We start from the raw sequence: 21,288 nt of genomic DNA on the forward strand, positions 1-21,288 counted from the left end.
GAACAGAGAAGTTAAGCCCCTCATGGCCGATGGTACTGCACTATCATGCGGGAGAGTAGGTAACTGCCATATTTATTGAAAAAAGCCTTGGTGTTTTACACTGAGGCTTTTTTTATTTGTACCTTTTTCATCTTTCTCTATTCACCTTTCACCTCTTTCCATTCTCCATTCTCCATTCTCCATTCTCCTTTCTCTATTCACCTTTTCTTTACCTTTCTCTTACTTTTCTCTTTTTACCTTTCTTTTATCAGTAATCAGATTACCAACAGAAATAATCCAGGAGAAACGTTAGGTATCTGCTCCCATAAAGGAATAGCAGGGCACCTTCTCTCAAAGGGTTTTCAATTCTTCTATCTATAACAAAAGGTGTTAAGCTTCTTTCTGATAAGAAAAATCATTCTACTTCTACCTGCTATAAACAACAAACGGTAGGTATCTCCCCAAACAATAACCATCTTCCTTTATTCAATCTCAACATCAGGCAGGATGTATCAGGCTTTTCTGCTAAATATTCTTCTCAAAAAAAATTCCCCTTCATCTTAGCACTTGTCCAGACGAAGGGGAAATCTATGCAGGAATCAAAAGAGATTATCGTTTCTTTCTGAAATTATCATACCAGTGGGCGATATCGACAGAGGCGCCCATCATAAATCCTACCTGCTGGAAATACTGATTCGTTTGATACTGACTGAAATTCTCATCATTCAGTGGAACGGAAAACAGCAGTTGGGTCTGAAATTTCACATATTTATATCCTACACGGAAAGTAAAAGCCGGCTCATAAAAAACAATTGGTTTATCTGCAACACGGAGAAAGTCGTCTTTGGCGGTAGTATTGTTTTCAAATGCACGGGGGCCTATCTGCGAATTGTAGAAATTCAGCATGGAAAAACGACTACTGAACGCCGCTTCAATAACAGGATGTACAAAACCAATGCTGGGCTGGATAAATACTTTTGAGAACCTGTTTTTCAATAGATAATCGCTGGGATTAGCTGATGCCTCGGTATTATGCGCTGCGAGCGTTTTAAAGCTACCTGCGCCGCCACCTGCATAAACATCAAACACCATTCTTTTCTTCTTGTCCAGGGGCTTAAAAAAGCCAACAGCACCTTCTACAACGCCTCCCCGAAGGTCCTGGTCAAGAAACAGGTCATTTGTATTCTGATCATTGTCCCGGGGGAGCAGCCTGTATACATACTGACCGTTAGCCATGATAGCGATATTATCAGTGATAGCAAAAGCAGTATGCAGGTTATTGGGAGAAATACTGGCTTTAAACTCATTTTTCTCTTTCAGTAGCGGTACATTGGCCGCATTAGGTGCATAAATATGCCGGTTGCAGGAAGTTATACCCAGTACACTCAGCAGGAAAAGACCTGCATAGTAATGACGTTTCATAAAGTTGTAGGTTGAAAATCAGTATGGTTGATTTTAGGCTGATGTTTTTAAATCATAGAAGATTCCCGCTGGATAAGTTCTACAGGGAAGACAAAATTTTGGGTGACTTTACCACCTTCTTCATGATTGATCAGTTTGACGATTGTTTCAACCGCCTTTTGCCCCATGTTATACCCTGATTGCTCAATGGTACTTAATGAAGGGGAGATAATACGGGAAGACAGGTCATTGGAATAACCCACCACCTTTATTTGCTCAGGGATGGCAATGTTCCGTTTATTGGCTTCCTGTATAAAGGCTACAGCAGAACTGTCGTTGGCAGTAAACAGGCCATCGGGCAGATTGCCTTTATCGAAGAGTTCGCGGGCTGCCTGTGCAGCGGCATCCATCGTAAGGTTATGGATGTATACGAGTTGTTCGTCGTAAGGAATATTGTATTTGGCGAGTGCTTCTTTGTATCCTGAAAGCCTTTGCTGGTAAAGGTTACAGGTAAGCAGTCCGGAAAAATGGGCAATTCTTTTACAGCCTTGTTTGATAAGGTGTTCGGTGGCGAGGAAACCGCCTTTGAAATCATCTCCGGTAATGGTATAACCGGGGAAGTCCACTGGTACGCGATCGTAGAATACGAGTGGAATATTGTTTTTTATGAAGGGACTGAAATGATCGAAGTTGGTAGTGAACATGGAGGCTACAGCCAGGAGGCCATCCACCCTCAGGGAATAGAAAGTGTGTGCCAGTTCTTTTTCCATGGCTACGGTTTCATCGGACTGGCCGATTACGATACTGAAGCCGTATTTGTGTGCTTCGTGCTGAATACCGCTGATAGCTGTACTTTGAAAATACATAGAGGTACGAGGCACGATCAGCCCTATGATATTGGAACGTTTTTTACGCAGGCTGGAGGCTATCCAATTGGGTACATAACCCATGTCCATTGCGGTTGCCTGAATTTTTTCCCGTGTTTCTTCATTGATCAGCGGATTGTTCTGCAAAGCGCGTGATACAGTGGAGGCAGACAGGTTCAGTTTTTGAGCAATGTCGTATATCGTTATTTTATTGGTACGCTCTTTCACTTTTGAGGCTGGATTTATTTAAATATGGAGCTATATTAAGCAATTTCCGCAATAATAAAAATACGTGGGGGAAGGCAGAAGAATGAAACGGAGGTGAATACAGTGTTATGAGCTATAGCAATAAAAAGGGTGCGACTATCCGGTCGCACCCTTTTTATTTTCGTATATACTTAATCGTTATTTCGGGTCCAGTGTATTGGTGATACGGGCAACCAGATCCAGGATATGGTTGCGGGTCATGGCATCACCACTGGCGGCCGCACCACGCAGCTCATTTCTGAGTGAGGACAGGTGAGCACGGCAGATAGCGGCAGCATCATATTTGCTGGCATCCGGTGCGCTGAACCCTGGCATCTGGCTAGGTGCAGGAGGCGCCATCATGGCGGTAAGGTTGTCTACATAATTGCGCTGCAGGCTACGACGGTATACATCTATCGGCTGGTGTGTGTAGATTTCACTGAAGATAGACTTTTTCATGTCGTTGAGCATTTCCAGCGGCTGGTAGGCGGTATTACCCAACGCTGCTTCCCCGGCGCTCAGTTTATTGAGCGTATTAACAGACAGGATTTTGCTGAGTACAGGAGCCTGTACAGACATTACGAGGCCTATTCCGGTGCTACCAGTACGGTTCATCAGGTCCTGGTTTACCAGCCATTTAGGTGTAGTAAACAGTTGCTGGGAGAGGAACTGAACGGCTTCTTTCTGAATGGCTTTGGGTACGAATTCGTATACAGCACCTTCTTCTTCAACGGTTTTAGGCGTTTCGTAGATACCACCGATGTTTTTGGTTACGTGTCCCATATAGCGGCCAAACTGGCTGACAACTTCCTTGTAAAGTTCAGCGAGGGTACCGTACCCTTCGTTTTCCACTTTTGTCCATGTCAGGAGGTTAGGCATAATACGCTGCAGGTTTTTGATACCGTAGGCGCTGGCTTTCATGGCGTTGTCTCCGAGATCTTCGTTCTGGGAACGGGGATCGTTTGGATTGGATTCTGTACCGAACCAGTATTTTTTGTCTTTCAGTTTGTCGATGGTCATTTTGTTGAGCACCGCTACCTCTGCTTCTGCTGACTTAGCATTAGGGAGGAGTTTGTAACCCCACTGGATGGCCCATTTGTCGTAGTAGTTGATACGAGGGTAGAGATCGGCACCGCTGATACCATCTCCAGGCTGAGCCACGTAGTTAAAGCGGGCGTAGTCCATGATAGAGGCGGCATGGCCGTTCTTTTTCACCCATTCCTTATCGCGGAGTTTTTCTACCGGATAGGTGGAGCTGGAGCCGAAGTTATGGCGGAGTCCGAGGGTATGGCCTACTTCGTGGGAAGACACGAAGCGGATGAGGTCACCCATGAGTTCATCGCTGAACTGCATATTGCGGGCGCGTGGATCGTTGGGAGAAGCCTGAACGAAGTACCAGTTGCGCAGCAGGCGCATTACGTTGTGGTACCAGTTGATATGGCTTTCGAGGATTTCGCCGGAGCGGGGATCGTGTACGTGGGGGCCGCTGGCGTTGGGAACATCAGACGGTTTGTAAACGATTGCTGAGAAGCGGGCATCTTCGATAGACCAGGTAGAATCTTCTTCTTTGGTAGGGGCCATTTTGGCGATGATGGCATTTTTGAATCCGGCTTCTTCGAAAGCGGATTGCCAGTCGTTGACACCCATGATAAGATATTTGCGCCATTTAGCCGGAGTAGCAGGATCTATATAGAACACGATAGGTTTCTTAGGTTCTACGAGTTCACCGCGTTTGTATTTTTCCATGTCTTCCGGTTTGGGTTCCAGGCGCCAGCGGGTGATCATCTGGAGTTGTTTTACACCTTGCGGATCGGCATCGAAATCAGTGACACGGGTAGTGAAGAAACCAACACGGGGATCGAAGTAGCGTGGCTGCATGGGTACTGCAGGGAGCAGTACCATGGAGCTGTTGAGTTCAACGGTAGCGTTGCTTCCCGGAGCCGGAGGAAAGCCTGGCATTGACTGGCCTGCTTTGCTATATGTTTTAACGGTTTTGATTTCGGTGTTCATCGGATAGGATTTTACATCGGAGATGTAGGATTTATCCGGTTGAACGCCACCGAGTTTCATCATATTTTTGATGGTGCCGTCGAAGAAGAGCACGTCATTATCACCGGAGATATATTCGGTGAGGTCGATAACGCTGCCATTTCCTGATTTGGAGAAGGCTTTGATATCGAAGGCGGCAACGATGGGTTGGAGGTTAGAGTTCATCACAGCGGTGAACATGGGCTGTGTGGAGTCTTTGGATACCTCGGAGTAGGAGATGTTTTTGAGGAAGATGCGGTTATTGGGTCCTTTTTCGAGGCGGACAACGTTTTCGCCGATGATGTCACCGGAGAAGCCCATCATTTGTACGCGCAGGCCTGCGGCGGATTTGGACAGCCTGTTTACAACGAGAATGTCTCTGCCGAGGAGGGAGTCTGCTACTTCGAAGAAGAAGCGGTCATCTTGTTTGTAGATATTGAACAGGCCGGAATCAGCGGAGGCCTTATCGGTGATGATTTCCGCGAAAGGTTTAGGGCCGGCTTTAGGACCGGGTTTGATCATGGCAGGTTTGGCAGTAGTGTCTTTAGCTGGAGCGGCAGCTGGCGTTGGCGCGGCAGATTTCTTTTTCCGCTGGGCACTAGCGGTAAAGGAAACGGATGAGCCGATGCAGGCTAAGCCGGCAACAGCGACCATCAGTTTCAGGTTGATTGATTTGTACATTGAGTGATTGGTTTTGTGTAACGTTCGCTTTTTAAAAAATGGGATTGCAAGTAAGTACATAAAGTATTAACTTATGAGGAAAATCCATAAGCGCGGAAAAAGGGTATAAGAATGGAAAAAAGTAGGGGTAAAGGTGGGGGATAGACGTCAAAGCATTAGTTGCAGTACCAACTTTCTTATGTAATCATTTATTGTTATAGTATATAATATTTTCATATAGCATTTATAGCGGGCAGAAGTGGATTTGCCGCGACAGTAGTGGATTTGGCGTTTGGGGAAATGAAAGTGTGTGCAGAATGGCGGGCTAAAACCAATTAGCGGGCGCTCAAAGTGTTGACTGGCGCGGGAATAAATATGTTCTCAGTTTTGTAAGATTTCTGTTGGAACATTTGAATTTTTTCTTAAATTGTGCGTCCAACTTTGAAAAAAAATCAACAGCTTTCAAATTTTTGGGACAGTAACAAATTAGAGGACTGCAATATTATTGGTTATTTGCTGACGTAAGTGTTTGCTCAAAACAAAAAAACGTGTGAGGGAGAAGCCCTATGGTGGGGCATTTGAGGGGGTAGGTTAATTTTTTTGGGTTTTTTTGGGCTGCACTTGTTTTTTTGGGCCAACCTTATAACTTTGCGAATCGCTTATTAAAGAGTAAATTGAGTGCTGTGAGGCATTCCACCAGTGTGAAATAGTAAAATCGTAACTTCTAACAAACAATAGTTTAATTTTTAACACTAAAATTTCAATCAACATGGCTGAGACTAAAACAACTGTGACTGCAGCTACAGCTAAGGCTTCTTCTCATCAACCTACAAAGTCGTCCAACCTGTTCGCGGCGTTGGCTGTGCCTATCTGTTTAGTGATAGGTTTTCTGTTTTTCTTTTTTGTATTAGGTAACCCAGCCAACTTCCAAGGTAATAATCCAGACGGGCATCCGATTGATTCTGGTATTGGCAAGTGGTTTGGTACTGTTTACAAAGGTGGATTGGTAGTACCTGTATTGATTTCTGTATTGCTCGTTTGTCTGACTTTCGTAATTGAGCGTTTCCTGTACCTGTCAAAAGCTAAAGGTAAATTCAGCGGTTCTGAGCTGGTACGTAAAGTACAATATCACCTGGCTAACAAAAATGTTGACGCAGCTTTAGCTGAGTGCGACAAACAGAAAGGTTCTGTAGGTAACGTACTGAAAGCTGGTCTGAAAAAGTACAAAGAAATGGTTACCAACTCTGAGCTGGACACAGATCAGAAGATCCTGACTATTAAAAATGAAATTGAAGAAACAACTGCACTGGAACTGCCAATGATGGAAAAGAACCTGGTGTTCCTGTCTACCATTGCTTCCGTAGCAACCCTGCTGGGTCTGTTCGGTACCGTATTGGGTATGATTAAAGCGTTCTCTGCGATGTCTTCCGGTGGTGCACCAGACTCTGCACAGCTGGCGTTAGGTATCTCCGAGGCGTTGATCAACACCGCTCTGGGTATCGGTACATCCGCTATCGCGATCATCATGTATAACTTCTTTACTACTAACATCGATAGCATCACTTACGCTATTGACGAGTCCGGCTTTACTTTAACACAGAGCTTTGCTGCAAACCACAAATAATTTTGTGGAATTTCAGCGGTTTTGAATCTATTTAAAGTAAATCATAAAAAAAGTAGAGATGCCTAAAATTAAAATGCCCAGGAAAAGCACTGCTATTGACATGACAGCAATGTGTGATGTGGCTTTTCTGCTCTTGACTTTCTTTATGCTGGCGACTAAGTTCAAACCGGATGAACCGGTAACGGTAGTTACCCCGTCCTCTATCAACACAACCCTTTTGCCTGATTCTGACGTGCTGTTATTCACGGTAGATAAAGACGGAAGAGTGTTTTTCAGCATGGACGGCCAGCCTAAAAGAAAAAAGCTGATCGAAGATCTGAACGCGCAGTATAAACTTGGCCTGGACGACAAAGAAATCAAAAGCTTTGTAACTGGTGCTAGCGTCGGTACTCCTATTAAAGACCTGAAAAATTACCTGTCTCTTTCTGAAGATCAGCGTAAAAAACAGGGTCTTGACAAAGGAATCCCAACAGATTCTGCAAATAACGAATTAGGTGCCTGGATTGAGTATGGCATGGCAGCGCAAGGCGGTAACTTCAACAAACTGAAGTACTGTATTAAAGCGGACAACGCTACTCCTTATCCTAAGATCAAGGAAATCCTGGATACTTTCAAAGCGAAACATATCCAGAAACTCAACCTGGTAACCAACCTGAAATCTGCTCCTCAGGGAACAGCGGCCTGGAAAGAAGAACAGGCAGCAGGTGGTAAAAAAGAGTAGTAAACGGTAGCAACAACTCCCTGACCTGGGAGGCTACTGATTTCAGAACTAAAAAAATTGGCTACTATGGCAGAAATGGATACCAGTAGTAGTGGTGGGAAAGGGAAGAAACACGGTGGGACGAAATCGAAGAAACAGTCGACCCGTGTAGATATGACGCCCATGGTGGATTTAGGTTTTCTTTTGATTACCTTCTTCATGCTTACCACTACCATGAGCAAGCCCAAAACAATGGACTTGATCATGCCAAAAGATACCAAGGAAGAAAAGGACCAGAACAAAGTAAAAGAAAGTACTGCCCTGACCATCTTACTTGGTAAAGACAATAGAGTATATTATTACGAAGGTTTGGCACAAGACCCTAACGCGGCAGCAAACCCTGACTTCTTTAAAGCAACCAGTTTTGCCAACAAAGGAGGAATCAGGGATGAAATCATCAAAAAAAGAGATGAAGTGTCCAAACTGAGGAATGCAAAAGGTGAACCAGAAGATGTGGTGGTAATCATTAAAGCAGATGATGACGCTACTTACGCAAACTTTGTGGACATCCTGGACGAAATGGCTATCAACCGTATACAACGTTATGCAACTGTAGACATCAGCGATCAGGACAAAACATGGATTAAGCAGACAGAAACTGCTAACGGTGTAAAATAGTCTTGTGGAATTAATCAATTTTTGCATCCATCTATAAAACTTAACATTAACAATGGATTCAGCTAAAGTCTTAAAGTCCGATTTTCTTGATATCCTGTTTGAAGGCAGGAACAAGGAGTATGGGGCTTATGATCTGAGGAAGCAGTATAACAAGCGTGTGCGGAATGCCATTCTGGGTACCGTTTCCCTGTTTCTTGTATTTTTCCTGGCCTATGTCATCACTAACTACGTGAAAGCTTCTGAAGGTGATAACAACAAGAAGCCGGTGATACAGGAAATCAAGATGGAGGACGTGAAACTCCCGGATGATCCGAAAACACCTCCGCCGCCTCCTCCTCCGCCGGCTCCACCGCCGCCGGTTAAACCGTCTGTACAGTTCACTCCTCCGGTGATCAAAAAAGATAATGAAGTACCACCGGATGAAGAACCACCAAAACAGGCAGAAATTAAAGACAAATCCATCAGCACCAAAACCGTAGAAGGTGACCCGAACGGTATCGATGCGGGTCTGCTGGAAGACAGTAAAGGTACTGGTGTGGTAGAAGCGCCTCCTGCTCCTGCTAAAGAAGAAATCTTCACTTTCGTAGAGCAGCCTCCTACCTTCCCTGGTGGCGAGGAAGCACTGGCCAAATACCTGAGCAAAAATATCCGTTACCCTCGCGTTGCGCAGGAAAACGGTATCTCCGGTACTGTATTCGTACAGTTTGTGGTTGACTCTGAAGGTAACATCAAAGATGTGAAAACAGTAGGCGCTGCAAAAGGTGGTGGTCTGGAAGAAGAAGCTGTACGCGTGGTAAGATCCATGCCTAAATGGAAAGCTGGTAGACAAAATGGACGCCAGGTTTCTGTACAGTTCAACCTCCCGATCCGCTTCACTCTCCAAGAGTAGTACTATCACTAACGATAATCAAAGCCCCGTTTCAACCTACGTTGAAACGGGGCTTTTGATTTTTAGTACCTTTGCCTTTCTAAAAAAATGATATACCGGTATGCTGGGAAAATTAACAGGATTTGATGATACTATCGTAGCTGTAGCCACCGCGCCAGGAATCGGCGCCATCGCCGTCATCAGGCTCAGCGGTCAACAAGCTTTTCCCATCTGTAACAGCCTCTTCCCGGCCAAAAACCTGGACCTCCAGGCCAGCCATACCCTTCACTTCGGTAATATCGTACACAACGGTAAAATCATCGATGAAGTAGTTATCAGCCTCTACAAAGGCCCACGGTCCTATACCGGAGAAGATGTCATCGAAATATCCTGTCACGGTTCTCCCTATATCCAGCAACAAATCATCGCTGCTACCGTCGATAAAGGCGCCCGTCTGGCCAAACCAGGCGAATTCACTCAGCGCGCCTTTCTCAATGGCAAACTGGACCTTACCCAGGCAGAGTCTGTTGCTGACCTCATCGCCAGCAACTCCGCGGCTTCCCATCAAACTGCCATGCAACAAATGCGCGGCGGCTTCTCTAAAGAATTACATGCTCTCCGGGAACAGCTCATCACCTTCTCTGCCCTCATAGAACTGGAACTGGACTTCAGCCAGGAAGACGTGGAATTTGCCGACAGAACACGCCTGTACGCCCTTGTCAGCAATGCTACCACCATCATCCAACACCTGATAGACTCCTTCCGCATGGGTAACGTCATCAAAAATGGCGTCAATACCGCCATCGTTGGTAAACCCAATGCCGGTAAATCTACCCTGCTCAATACCCTGCTCAACGAAAACAGAGCTATCGTCAGTGATATTGCCGGTACCACCCGCGATACCATTGAAGAAATACTCAATATCGACGGTATCCTCTTCCGACTCATCGATACTGCCGGTATCCGCGACAGCAGCGACACCATCGAAACCATCGGTGTACAGAAAACCATGGAGAAAATACGCGAAGCAGGCGTAGTGGTATATCTCTTCGACGTCAACGAACTCTCCGCCGCTGATATACAACAACAGATACATGGCTTCGAAACAGATAATGTCAACTTCCTCCTCGTTGGTAATAAAACCGATGTAGCCGGAGAAGAAGCTGCCCGCGCTAAATTCGACGGTCTGCCTATTCTCTTTATCTCCGCCAGAAACCACGACCATATCCAGGAACTTAAAGACAAACTGGTACAGAAAGTCATGGCAGGCGATATCAACACCGAAGATACCATCATCACCAATGCCCGTCACCATGCGGCCCTTCAGGAAGTACAGCAATCGCTTCAGGACGTGAAAAACGGTATGGACAACGGATTACCCGGCGACCTGCTCGCACTGGATATACGTCGTAGCCTGCATTACCTCGGTGAAATCACCGGTGAGGTGACGAATGAGGATAGGCTGGATTACATTTTCAGTAAGTTTTGTATCGGGAAGTAAAGTGGCATAAACAACACAAAACATTCATAGCGAAATATGATGAAAGCCCCGTCAATGGGGCTTTTTCTATGTCCGGTGGTTTTGCTTTGTTTTGATTGTTTCGCGTTGTTTTGGGCATTTTTGTACCTTATTTGTACCTCGAAGCATAGAAATGTTTTCGTAAATTTAAAAGGCGAGATAATGCACCATACAGCACCACTCTGCACCACGTAGCCCCATACAGCACCACTCTGCACCACGTAGCCCCATACAGCCCCATGCTGCACCATTACTGAACTGTCAGTGCAAAACATTGATAGATAATGAGTTCAAACATCCGAGTAAACCGAGTTTGCCAATATTGTCGCCGTGATTTCGTGGCGAAGAAAACTACCTCTCAGACGTGCAGTGATCACTGTGCAAAAATGTTCTATAAGGTAAGGCAAAGAGCTGCCAAGATGGAACAGAGCGATAACGAAACCCTGGCCATCAAAGCAAAGCCCATTGAAGAGGTAAAGATCAAAGAGTTTCTAAACATTGCCGATGCCAGCAAGCTGCTGGGCGTCAGCTGGTGGACACTGCAGCGGTTAATAAAGCGCCGCGCATTACCGGCTATAAAATTCGGAATCGTACCATTATCAGCCGAGGCAATAAGGAAGATTTTAACTTTTCACATTCCCAATGATTTAGAGCTCTAAATGTCTATATATGAAATTTGATAAGGCTGATTGATTAGCAACTCCCGTTTTCCTATCAACGATCCCTCCATTTTTAAACAGAATTAAAGTCGGTACACCGCGAACTTGATATTGTTCTGTTACTCTTAAAGATACTTCAACATTTAATCTACCCATTACAACTTTTCCACTAAACTCATCTGCAAGCGCGTCAACCATAGGGGATACCAGACGACAAGGTGGACTCCACGGAGCCCAAAATTGAACCAATACATTAGTAGCCCGTCCCAGAACTTCACGATCGAAGTTCGCATCATTAAGGATTATGATTTTTTCATTAGGCATGATATTATGATTTTAGGGGTTAGTTCTATAGAAACAAAGATTACATGAAATTGTTCTTACAAAAGATGACGGCGGAGTATGAAACAAATATATTCTCTGGTTACACTTATGTCAAACAACATTCAATAAAAAAAGATAGTGAAGAAGATTTAATCCCCCAGATTCCCTAATGATTTAGGTTTCTATAAAAAACGAATTATGGCCAAAATTGGAACATACCTTACAACATTTGAAGAAAGGAAATCAATATCGATATCAGACCTCCGTAAATGGAAGTTTTTACAGCCTGAGAGCTGGCGTAGTACCCTCAGCTGGAGCCGTGGCGGCACGGTACACAGCCAGATAAGTATTTGCGTCAATATGGTAGCATCTCAAACTTAGGAGCCGGAAACTGTATTTCAAAAACGGATATTTCCAGTATAGAGGCGAAGGATACTACGAAAAGCAAATTCAGTCAAAGTATTACCGGCACCTGGAAAAAACATACGGGCCTGTATTACGAAGTGATCAGATACGCGATCAGCTATATAGCCGGTATTTCAGGAAGTTTTACAACGGGAAGCCTACAATAATAATGAAGCAGTTAAACGTCGTGGGAAAGGCAAACGAGAGGAATTTAATCAACCTTCTGATAGGCAGGTAGTTTTTACTTAGTCTCTTTCAGCGCCAGCTTAATCAATACCTGTACTTTACAGCCAACCAGTTTAGATAATTTCAACAATTCATGAAGATTGAATAGGGCATGATCTTTCATTCTCTTTTGGAGACTATAGTAGTTTAGATTTATATCCACCGCCACTACGAATGGAGGAACAATATCAAATATTTCATTGAAATTGTTAATTCCGTTAGCAGCCAGCTTTGCTTTGTTTGGGGTGTTTCGTGTTGTTTGGGGCATCATTTGAAATAATGTAAGCTTGCTAATGTACATGTGATTAGCCTGGTTACGGTATTCGATTATTTGAAATATCAATCAACCAATGGCCGCTCATCCGGTGGGAGATAAAAGTTCAAAAGAATAGAATCTCCCGGATTTGTCTTAATATAATCGGTAGTTATAATTTTATAACCGGGCCAGACAGCCCTGACTTTATGCTTGCCGGGTTGTACCTGCATTTTATAGACACCTTCATATCCAATTGACTTAAAGGGTTTAGTGGTGTCGGCATCCAATATAAGAACAATACCCACTAATGATTGCTCATTGGGCTCCTTTGCGTTAAAAGCGCTGATTACAATCAAAGAACTTGTTGTACCCGCTTTTTTATATTTTTTTACCGTATAATTTCTATGCTTTTCCTGTGCCTTGATATGTCCCCAAAAGATTATAGCGGAAAGGAAAAGAAAACCACAAAACAGATTCTTTAAATTCATTGTATTATAATTTAACATCCTGCTTTTTTATCTTGCCCTTCACCACTGTTGTATAACAGAACCCAACGTGAAACCGTTATCCCGTCCTAAAATAAAAACATTTCAGGACGGGACATCATTATATTTTCCAATCAGTATTAATCATTATCCTCCCTGGACTTGGGGTCTACTTTCAGGCCGAGGGCTTTCAAACCCTTCTGATGTGCGCCGAAGTACGCTTTAGGAAAGGGTTTGTCACCATGTATGGTGGACCATACATACTCACTAAATATCAGGGCATCCTTATCAATAAGATCCGGCTTCGAGAAATCCATTTTCTGTGTCAGTGGCGCTAATCTGGCGGTGGTTTTATTTTTGATCATTTCCTTTGGAGGATTCATCTCGTTGATGGCAATTGATGGTGTCAGGCTATTATAGGCCGTATAGTCAGGGTTCTGCTGAAAGCATGCTGTCATTAACGGAGCTGCTGCCACCAATTGATTCATGGGTTGTACGCCGAATATCTGGCAGATGGTATGTAGTACAGATGATTGATTGTAAAAATTGCTGATGATAGTGTCACGCTTTACATAAGGGCCTGCAACCAAACAGAATGAACGATGCCCGTCCACATGGTCTGTGCCGCTTTGAGGATCATCTTCATTAATGAATATAGCCATATCCTTCCAGAAAGAACTTTTCGAAAGTGCTTCCACCACTCTGCCTGTTGCCCAGTCGTTGTCTGTTACATAGGCGCGGGGAGTGGGTGTATGCTCGCTATACCCATTGGTATGGTCATTGGGTAAATAAATAATAATAAATTCAGGCAGATTGCCTGCTGCTTCGTATTCTTTCAGTGCATTGATAAATGCATCGGCCCTCACCTGGTCTGTAATATTCATGTTCCAGCCAGGGAAACGCAAGTCACTGTACTTTTCCAGGCTTTTCATTGCATATGAACATTGGTACCGGGCGGAGTCGTTTTTATTTTTCCAGGCATTATATACATCGGTCCAGGTCTTTCCTTTTGTTATTTCGGCGAGATCTGTTTCTCCAAAGTTTCTGAATGAAATGCCTTTACGCAGCAAATGATTCCAGATGAAACCACAACCTGCATAAGACAGGGGATCCGTTCCAAAATCATAGGCACAATGCCCATTTGAAAAATCTTTTTCGTGATAAGGTGTAGTAATTCCCTGGATAGCCCATTGGTGGCCGTCACTTGAGTTAACACCATTACAATAGTAATTGTCCAGGAGAACAAATTGTTTAGCCAATTCGTGCGTATTGGGGGTTGTCTCTTTTCCAAATTCAACAAGTCTGGGATCACAGTTACCTTTTCCGAAGTCGCCCAGCACCTGGTCAAATTTTTTATTCTCTTTAATAATATATACTACGTGTTTGATGGGGGATGGTTCTCCAAGGTTATCAGGAATGGGTTTAGGCTTAGTGTTTAAATTGCCTGTGGCCTGTGCTCTCAGCAGTTCTATAAAATGAAATCCTTTACTGGCTTCCGTTGTATATGCATCTACCTCAGCTTTACTGGCCGGGAGTACAACCTTTTGCACTTCCCCTTTCAAAGCAGTCACGTTTCCAATAAATAAATTGTTTCCGCTAACACCAATGCTTCCCGGAAAGCCACCCGCTGCAATAAAGCCATAGGGAGCTTTCGCAGGATGGGTTGGATCAATGAGCGCAATTGAATTATTGCCGGCATTGGCTGCCAATAATGTTTTTCCGTCGGAACTGAAAGCCAGTGCCGTTGTGAGGCTACCATAGGGGAGCGAAGGATCCGGCTTGGTATTAAGTGTATGCGCGACTTTTAAGGTCTTTACATCTATCACGCTAATGCCATCTCCGCTATCATCAGTTACGTAAAGGGATTTACCATCAGGAGATAAAACCATTGATTCCGGGTGGATGCGGGTCGCAATCTCGGCAATCTTTTTTCTTGACTGAATATCAATTACGGTAACGGAACCTCGTAAGGCTACTGACCGTTCATCCACTGCGACGTCTGTTCCAGCCGATTTTTCTGTTCTATCCCCTTTTCCAGGATGCGGCCCTCCGAAATTGCTCACGAATGCCAGCTTTTTGTCTTTGCTGATGATGATTGCATAGGGACAAACACCTACCGGGATCGTGCTTAATAACTTACCTTTTGAAAGGTCAACAACAGCAACCTCGTTTGTGATAGCAAGTGCTACAAAGGCGATATTATTTTTGCATAATCCAATTCCCAGGGGATTGGTTTTTTTATGATTAGCGGATAGATCGATTTTCTTTGTAAGCGTAAATGTTCCTGAGCTGCTAACATTTCCTACATATAAATTCTTTTCCAACCCGGTAAAATAAATAGTAGAATCGTTGTCATCTACTGCAAGGCCATTCATTGATCCTGATTCCTTGTCCAGATAGTCGAAGGAATTAAGTGTTTTAAAATCTTTGGCATCAATAAAGGACAGCCGCTTGTTGGTTTTTGCAATGAGTATCTGCTGCTGATGAGCGAGTTCCAGGTTTAGTACTCTGGTTCCTTTTGTTAAATTGAGGCTTTGTCCTGCCGGATTCAGTAACTGGCCATTTGCCAACAATTTATCTCCCGCCAAAAACTGGTTCCAGGAAGTATCTACGGGGCTTCTGATATCCTTTCTTGGTTCCAGACTGTTTGATATCACCTGTGCCTGTATGCCTGGAGCAGCCAATAAAAAGCATGCAAAAATGCTTTTTAGAAAAGAATGTTGTCCTGTCTTCATAATATATTTTAGCAGTTATTGAAATGGTATCAGAGAACACATTCCCCGGGATTGGGTCATGAACTTGATATAGTATATCTAAACTTGAATTAATATATCCTAAAGTACGGCAGCCGGTTTAATCTTGCAATGAATATATCATTAAATAATGTTGATTACTTTCTGCATCGGGAAGTTGGTCACTAATGGACAAGTCAGGGAATTTGTGGTGTAAAGCCAGTAGTAGAATGATAAGTAACGATTATAAGATGATCCATCCAGACTCATCAGATCTCAGCTGCGCAGTTTTACTGCAGGCGCTTCGCCATGTCCTCTTTTTGTTGTTTGATATTCTGGAAAAAGGAAATCGGAAGTCCGGTTAATTGTATCAATTCAGCTGACATTATCCGAACAGAGGAATAGCCGAGTTTCCCGGCAATTGCAATCAGGTCTAAATTGGTATAGACCAGTAGCTCCTTTACTTTATTAACCCGTACCTCCATCGCATATTGCTGAATAGTTTTTGCATTTCTGTCGATAAACCAAATTGCTACTTCGGTCAAGGGAGTTGACAATCGGGATTGAATATGGTTATCCAAACAGAAGTTTTTATTAAACTGAAAATCGTCATCATAAACTTCTTCTATCCATGCTTTTACGTTATCTACAATAAGCTTTTCTATTTCTTCTTTATTCTGCATGTGATTGCGGGTGTGTGAGGGAATGTAAAGTTGGTCTGTGATTTCTTTCATGTCAAAATCGTTGATGGTAATGAATTTATTTTGGAAAGATATTTCAACTCAAACGCCTACTAAATCAAGGCATTTTCGTTCTTTCACGGCCAATAGTTTGTATTGAGAGGGGGTAATACCTGTAAGTTTTTTAAACTGGGAAGATAGGTGATGAACACTACTAAAGCCAACTTCAAAGGCAATTTCGCTAAGTGATAACTGATCATAATCCAGTAGCTCCTTCACTTTTTCAAGGCGATGTAACATGAAATACCGTTCAACAGTGATGCCTTCCATTTTGGAGAACAAATCGCTGAGGTATCCGAAATCATAAGCCAGTTTTCCTGATATAAAGCTTGAGAGCTTGTATTGATGGGAATCGGGACTCAGAGACAGGTAATCTCTTACACCTTGTTTTATCTCTTCCACAAGCTGATTCACCCGGCATTCAATGATCTCCAATCCGATATTGCTAAGGCTGTCTGCCAGTTGCTTTTGGCGACTTATATCCAATTCATATGAAAGGGTTATTCTACCAAGATCCACATCTGATACACTAATATCCAGTGAAGCCAAAATGTTTTTGACAATGAGAATGCACCGTTGGCAAACCATGTTCTTAACGTAAAGGGTATAAACGAATTCCATTATTATTTTGGGGATTGATAATCTCCTGAAAATTGTGTTGAATGCTTAGAGCTGTTTAATTGCGGATATTGCAATAACAGCTAATCGTAAAGTCATTACTATGAGGAGGGAGTACAGCAGTTTCCATTCCCGCGGCATGGTCCAAACAGATGCAATGGCAAGTTTTGTTTTGAGAACGCCTGAATACATTCGGCGCCAGTAATTTGTTTTTGAAGTTAAATGCTGTTTCATCATTATTTTTTGATTATTAAATAATGGCGCAAAATTACAAAGGTGAAACCTGGGACGTTTGAATGAAACAGCTGTTGATTTGAAGAAACTGGCTATTCTCAGCTAAGGAGGTGCCTAGATATTATGGAAGAATCCGAAATGGTAAAGGGGTTTAAGTGCAGCATAGGCAGAAGGTTGTGCTCCAAACATCAGGAAAAAGGTACGGGAAAAATGTGCCTGATCGGAAAAGCCTGCTTCGTAAGCGGCTTCTTTGGATGATTTGCCTTTCATCATGGTTTCGGTTGCCACTGCTACCCGTTGCCAGATAACATACTGCCGAAGTGATGTCCCCACCTGTTCCCGGAACAAATGTAAAAAACGATTTTCGGACAAATGTACTTCTGAGGCCAGTGTTGCCGCAGAAATTTTATTGTGAATGTTTTGACGTATGAAATAGATCGATTTCCTTATACGGTCATCGAGTGGAGGTCTAAATGGTGTTTCCTGAAGGAGGTGATGAAAAACAGTGTCGGTTAGCGAATTAAATATGTTGCTATCGGTGAGTAGTTGTCGGCGTGTCATTTGGAGGGCTTCTATTATTGGAAGAATATCTTTCTCCAGATAGTATTTAATAGGTTGACCCTCTAAAACTTTCTCCTGAACCAGGCGTCCTGTTTGTACATCCGGCATAATGCAGGTAGTGACCTGCCAGCCATCAAACTCTTTCAGACTGTGTGCAACGGCCGAGTTGATGAGTACTGCCTCTGCCTTCCGCCAACCATCACTTTCCGTCCAAACAATGAAGGGTTTTCGATCCAGCGAACAGGTGAATTGAATAACGGCGTGTTGATGAATGTCTGTTACCAGGTGCGGGGAAATCAGCATACTACGGGTGGAACCCAGGTACATGGCGGCTTTGGGATATTGCATACTCTTTCGTATTGAAGCTGCTAAATTATCACAATTGGATGGCAGTACCAAGCATGAAATGGTCTTCCCCGGTAATTATATAAGGATGCAGCAGACGGGGAATTGCCTTACGGCAGTACTTTTCTAAAACCCGGAATTATGTACATCTACCACTTCATGATGTAACAATGAACCCTTTCTGCCATTGTAGCTTTGTGTTATCAAATCATTCAATAATCAAAAACACAAAAAACATGGAAACAAAAAAATGCACTTGCGCCACCACTACTATGAATAACAATACCTGCACTTGCGGCGATAACTGTCCGGGCAGTACCTGTACTTGTGGCTGCAGCTGCGGAGCCTAAGCAACATCCGGGAAGAGCGTTATTCCCGCTCTTCCTGTTACCTGCCAAACTAAAAACCGAAACAGCAACAGGTCATACCGGAAAAGGAAAACTATGACCTGTTGTTGTAATTGAGGCCGTAAATATTTGTTCGAGCCCATTCGTACTAAACTACTAACTCCCCACACATAAAATTATTTGGTTAAACGAGGCGTGAGCGTCGTATAGCCTTCCTTTTGTCTGAAAAATATACTCACAACAAAGAAATTATGAAAAAAATTTTACTTCTTCTTTCGATATTCTCTCTTCTTGCATCTGCATTACAGGCCCAGCGTATTCAAGGCACAGTAAGCGATGAAAAGGGAGCGACTCTCAGTGGCGCCACGGTTTCCCTGCTCAGGGCAAAGGATAGTTCACTAATTAAGCTCAGTCTCTCAGAGCAAGGTAGTTATGCTTTTTCAGAAGCGCCGCAGGATACACTGCTTATAACTATCAGCTATGTGGGTTTTGATGTCGTTTATTCGTTACCGTTCTATTTTTCGGGAAAGACAATAACCCTTCCCACTTTCCATCTGCATAAAGTCAGCAGTAATCTAAAGGGCATCGGCGTAACGGCGCGCAAACCTATGGTAGAAGTCAGGCCGGACAAAACCGTATTGAATGTCGAAAGTACCATCAATTCAATAGGAGGCAATGCGTTGGATTTGCTGCGCAAATCGCCGGGAGTTGTGGTAGATAAAGATGATCACCTGACGCTCAATGGCAAGAATGGTGTACAGGTATACATTGACGGCAGGCCATCGCCACTTAATGAACAGGACTTGAGCAATTATCTCCAATCCCTTTCTTCGTCTCAGATTGAAGCTATTGAAATCATCAGCAATCCCTCAGTACAGTATGATGCCGCCGGTACAGCAGGTATCATCAATATCAGGCTGAAGAAGAATAAATCGCAGGGCTTAAACGGTAGTATCTCAGCAGGTGTCAGCATCAGTCGTAATAAAAGGATAGATGATGGTTTTTCGCTCAACTACCGTAACAAAAGACTTAATGCCTTTGGTTCGTATACCGGTGCTTTCGGCAATACAGGCATGGATTTCAACCTTTATCGTATTGTAAAGGATACCGCCTTTGATCAAAAGAGTGAGATGCTCTTTAAGAACCGAAGCCATAATGTCAAAGCTGGTCTTGATTACACGCTTGATACCAAAAATTCAGTCGGATTAACGGTGAATGGGAGCTTTGCTACACCCACACTGGAAAACCACAATTATACACCCATTATGTATTACCCAACAGGCAGCAGGGCTCGCATACTGGATGCTACCAACAACAACAGCATGAAAAATAATAACGTAAACGTAAACCTGAATTACACCTATAAAGATAGTACCGGCCAGCTCCTGACAATAAATGGTGACTATGGTAATTATTCACTGAGTTCTGACCAGTGGCAACCCAACACCTTCCTGCAACCCGATGGCAAAACAATAACAGGCAGTAAAAACTACTTTATTGAAAGTCCCACTCATATTGACATTTATTCAATAAAAGCTGATTATGAACACGGACTAGCTAAAGGACGTTTAGGTATTGGCGGCAAGTTTGGTTATGTTAAAACCGATAACACTTTTAATCAGTATAATGAAGCCGGTGGTAGAACAGTGCTGGATAATGCTGCCAGTAATTTTTTCAGCTATACCGAAAATGTGAATGCATTGTATGCCCGGTATTCCCGTGAGTTCAAAGGCTTTTCGGTACAGGGAGGCGTACGGGCTGAGCACTCAACAGTAAAAGGTGAATTGACAGGAGGGAAAAAAGCGGAAGATGATCAGACGACAGATCAGTCATTCCATAAAAGCTATCTCGATTTTTTCCCGAACCTTTCATTCACGCTTGCACCTAAAACCAACAACCAGTTTGTACTGGCATACAGTCGCCGGATTGACCGTCCGGTTTACAAAGACCTGAACCCTTTTGAATATCGGTTGAATGAATATACTTTTCACAAAGGGAGTACACAAGTTCGCCCACAATATAGTAATACTATCAGCCTCACCTATACGTACAAGTTTCAGTTAAACACAACGCTTAGCTACAGCCATGTGAAAGATGTATTTGGACAGGTGGTGGATACCGCCGATGGTACGAAGGGATATCTCTCCAATCGTAATCTGGCTGCACAGGATATCACCAGTATCTCTTTGAGCTTTCCCTTTCAATATAAGAGCTATAGCCTTTTCGCCAATGTGAATGGATATTATTCAAAATACAACGCTTCCTATGGCGCCGGCCGGGAGCTGAACCTGGATGTATATGGAGCGAATATATTCCTGCAAAACAGTATCCGTTTTGGGAAAGGGTGGACCGGAGAATTGAGTGCCTTTTACAATACTCCTTCTATCTGGCAGGGTAGCATGAAGGCGGCGGCTATCTGGAGTGCTGATGCCGGCCTGCAAAAACAACTATTGCAGGGTAATGCTTCTATCAAAGTAGCTGTGAGCGACTTGTTCAATACCCTGAAATGGAGCGCCAGCTCGGATTTTGCCGGACAGAAAATCTGGGCAGCCGGTAAACAGGAAACCAGGCAATTGAAAGTGTCCTTTACCTATCGCTTTGGAAACAGTCAGGTAAAAGCGGCAAAACAAATCGAAAGCGGGACGGAAGAAGAACATAAACGCGTGAAGAGCAATGGATTGGGCAATTAGGTTTTCTTTGGAACGGCCGTCTGATAAAGACGGCCTTTTTTATTTTTATCATCCAGGTAATGAACGCAATCCTGCTTTTCCCTCCACAGAAATGATCA

17 protein-coding genes are annotated in these 21,288 nt (G+C 43.5%); 7 read left to right on the forward strand and 10 right to left on the reverse strand.

Annotation, left to right across the window (positions count from 1 at the left end):
• Positions 1 to 588 precede the first annotated feature (588 nt).
• The 3 genes from DF182_RS16350 to DF182_RS16360 form a co-directional block, all read right to left on the reverse strand.
• Entirely contained in the window at positions 589 to 1,401 is an 813-nt protein-coding gene (locus DF182_RS16350) for a hypothetical protein (RefSeq protein WP_113616927.1), read from the reverse strand.
• Between the two features lie 47 nt (positions 1,402 to 1,448).
• Positions 1,449 to 2,474, reverse strand: coding sequence for a LacI family DNA-binding transcriptional regulator (locus DF182_RS16355; RefSeq protein ID WP_113616928.1), 1,026 nt, complete (start codon positions 2,472 to 2,474; stop codon positions 1,449 to 1,451).
• 177 nt (positions 2,475 to 2,651) lie between these two features.
• On the reverse strand, positions 2,652 to 5,201 hold the full coding sequence (locus tag DF182_RS16360) for a zinc-dependent metalloprotease (RefSeq protein ID WP_113616929.1): 2,550 nt from the start codon (positions 5,199 to 5,201) through the stop codon (positions 2,652 to 2,654).
• A gap of 748 nt (positions 5,202 to 5,949) precedes the next feature.
• On the opposite strand from DF182_RS16360, the gene DF182_RS16365 reads away from it, so the two are divergent.
• The 6 genes from DF182_RS16365 (at position 5,950) to DF182_RS16395 (ending at position 11,228) form a co-directional block, all read left to right on the forward strand.
• Positions 5,950 to 6,804, forward strand: a complete 855-nt coding sequence (locus DF182_RS16365) for a MotA/TolQ/ExbB proton channel family protein (protein WP_113616930.1) — start codon at positions 5,950 to 5,952, stop codon at positions 6,802 to 6,804.
• A gap of 58 nt (positions 6,805 to 6,862) precedes the next feature.
• Positions 6,863 to 7,525, forward strand: a complete 663-nt coding sequence (locus DF182_RS16370) for an ExbD/TolR family protein (protein WP_113616931.1) — start codon at positions 6,863 to 6,865, stop codon at positions 7,523 to 7,525.
• 66 nt (positions 7,526 to 7,591) lie between these two features.
• On the forward strand, positions 7,592 to 8,182 hold the full coding sequence (locus DF182_RS16375; protein ID WP_113616932.1) for an ExbD/TolR family protein: 591 nt from the start codon (positions 7,592 to 7,594) through the stop codon (positions 8,180 to 8,182).
• Positions 8,183 to 8,234: 52 nt separating this feature from the next.
• Positions 8,235 to 9,071, forward strand: a complete 837-nt coding sequence (locus DF182_RS16380) for an energy transducer TonB (RefSeq protein ID WP_113616933.1) — start codon at positions 8,235 to 8,237, stop codon at positions 9,069 to 9,071.
• Positions 9,072 to 9,171: 100 nt separating this feature from the next.
• Positions 9,172 to 10,551, forward strand: a complete 1,380-nt coding sequence (gene mnmE / locus DF182_RS16385) for a tRNA uridine-5-carboxymethylaminomethyl(34) synthesis GTPase MnmE (RefSeq protein WP_113616934.1) — start codon at positions 9,172 to 9,174, stop codon at positions 10,549 to 10,551.
• Between the two features lie 437 nt (positions 10,552 to 10,988).
• Positions 10,989 to 11,228: a MerR family transcriptional regulator gene (locus DF182_RS16395; RefSeq protein WP_147243450.1), complete on the forward strand. Its 240-nt coding sequence runs from the start codon at positions 10,989 to 10,991 to the stop codon at positions 11,226 to 11,228.
• Here DF182_RS16395 and DF182_RS16400 read toward each other — a convergent pair.
• The 7 genes from DF182_RS16400 to DF182_RS16435 all read right to left on the reverse strand — a co-directional run bounded on the left by DF182_RS16400 (position 11,217) and on the right by DF182_RS16435 (position 18,156).
• Positions 11,217 to 11,552, reverse strand: a complete 336-nt coding sequence (locus DF182_RS16400; protein ID WP_113616937.1) for a thioredoxin family protein — start codon at positions 11,550 to 11,552, stop codon at positions 11,217 to 11,219. The genes DF182_RS16395 and DF182_RS16400 overlap by 12 nt on opposite strands.
• Positions 11,553 to 12,198: 646 nt before the next feature.
• Positions 12,199 to 12,483, reverse strand: a complete 285-nt coding sequence (locus tag DF182_RS16410; protein WP_113616939.1) for a hypothetical protein — start codon at positions 12,481 to 12,483, stop codon at positions 12,199 to 12,201.
• 38 nt (positions 12,484 to 12,521) lie between these two features.
• A complete protein-coding gene (locus tag DF182_RS16415) occupies positions 12,522 to 12,926 on the reverse strand; it encodes a hypothetical protein (protein ID WP_147243452.1) in 405 nt (134 codons plus the stop codon).
• A gap of 137 nt (positions 12,927 to 13,063) precedes the next feature.
• Positions 13,064 to 15,658 (reverse strand): bifunctional YncE family protein/alkaline phosphatase family protein, encoded by a 2,595-nt coding sequence (locus DF182_RS16420; RefSeq protein WP_113616941.1) that lies wholly within the window; start codon positions 15,656 to 15,658, stop codon positions 13,064 to 13,066.
• 287 nt (positions 15,659 to 15,945) lie between these two features.
• Positions 15,946 to 16,389: a helix-turn-helix domain-containing protein gene (locus DF182_RS16425; RefSeq protein ID WP_113616942.1), complete on the reverse strand. Its 444-nt coding sequence runs from the start codon at positions 16,387 to 16,389 to the stop codon at positions 15,946 to 15,948.
• Between the two features lie 48 nt (positions 16,390 to 16,437).
• Complete coding sequence (locus tag DF182_RS16430; RefSeq protein ID WP_113616943.1) at positions 16,438 to 17,016, reverse strand: helix-turn-helix domain-containing protein; 579 nt, start codon at positions 17,014 to 17,016, stop codon at positions 16,438 to 16,440.
• Between the two features lie 345 nt (positions 17,017 to 17,361).
• Positions 17,362 to 18,156, reverse strand: coding sequence for an AraC family transcriptional regulator (locus tag DF182_RS16435; RefSeq protein ID WP_113616944.1), 795 nt, complete (start codon positions 18,154 to 18,156; stop codon positions 17,362 to 17,364).
• 595 nt (positions 18,157 to 18,751) lie between these two features.
• On the opposite strand from DF182_RS16435, the gene DF182_RS16440 reads away from it, so the two are divergent.
• Positions 18,752 to 21,190, forward strand: a complete 2,439-nt coding sequence (locus DF182_RS16440) for a TonB-dependent receptor (protein ID WP_113616945.1) — start codon at positions 18,752 to 18,754, stop codon at positions 21,188 to 21,190.
• Positions 21,191 to 21,288 lie beyond the last annotated feature (98 nt).

Origin of the sequence: Chitinophaga flava (assembly GCF_003308995.1) — a bacterium.
Classification (GTDB): Bacteria; Bacteroidota; Bacteroidia; order Chitinophagales; family Chitinophagaceae; genus Chitinophaga; species Chitinophaga flava.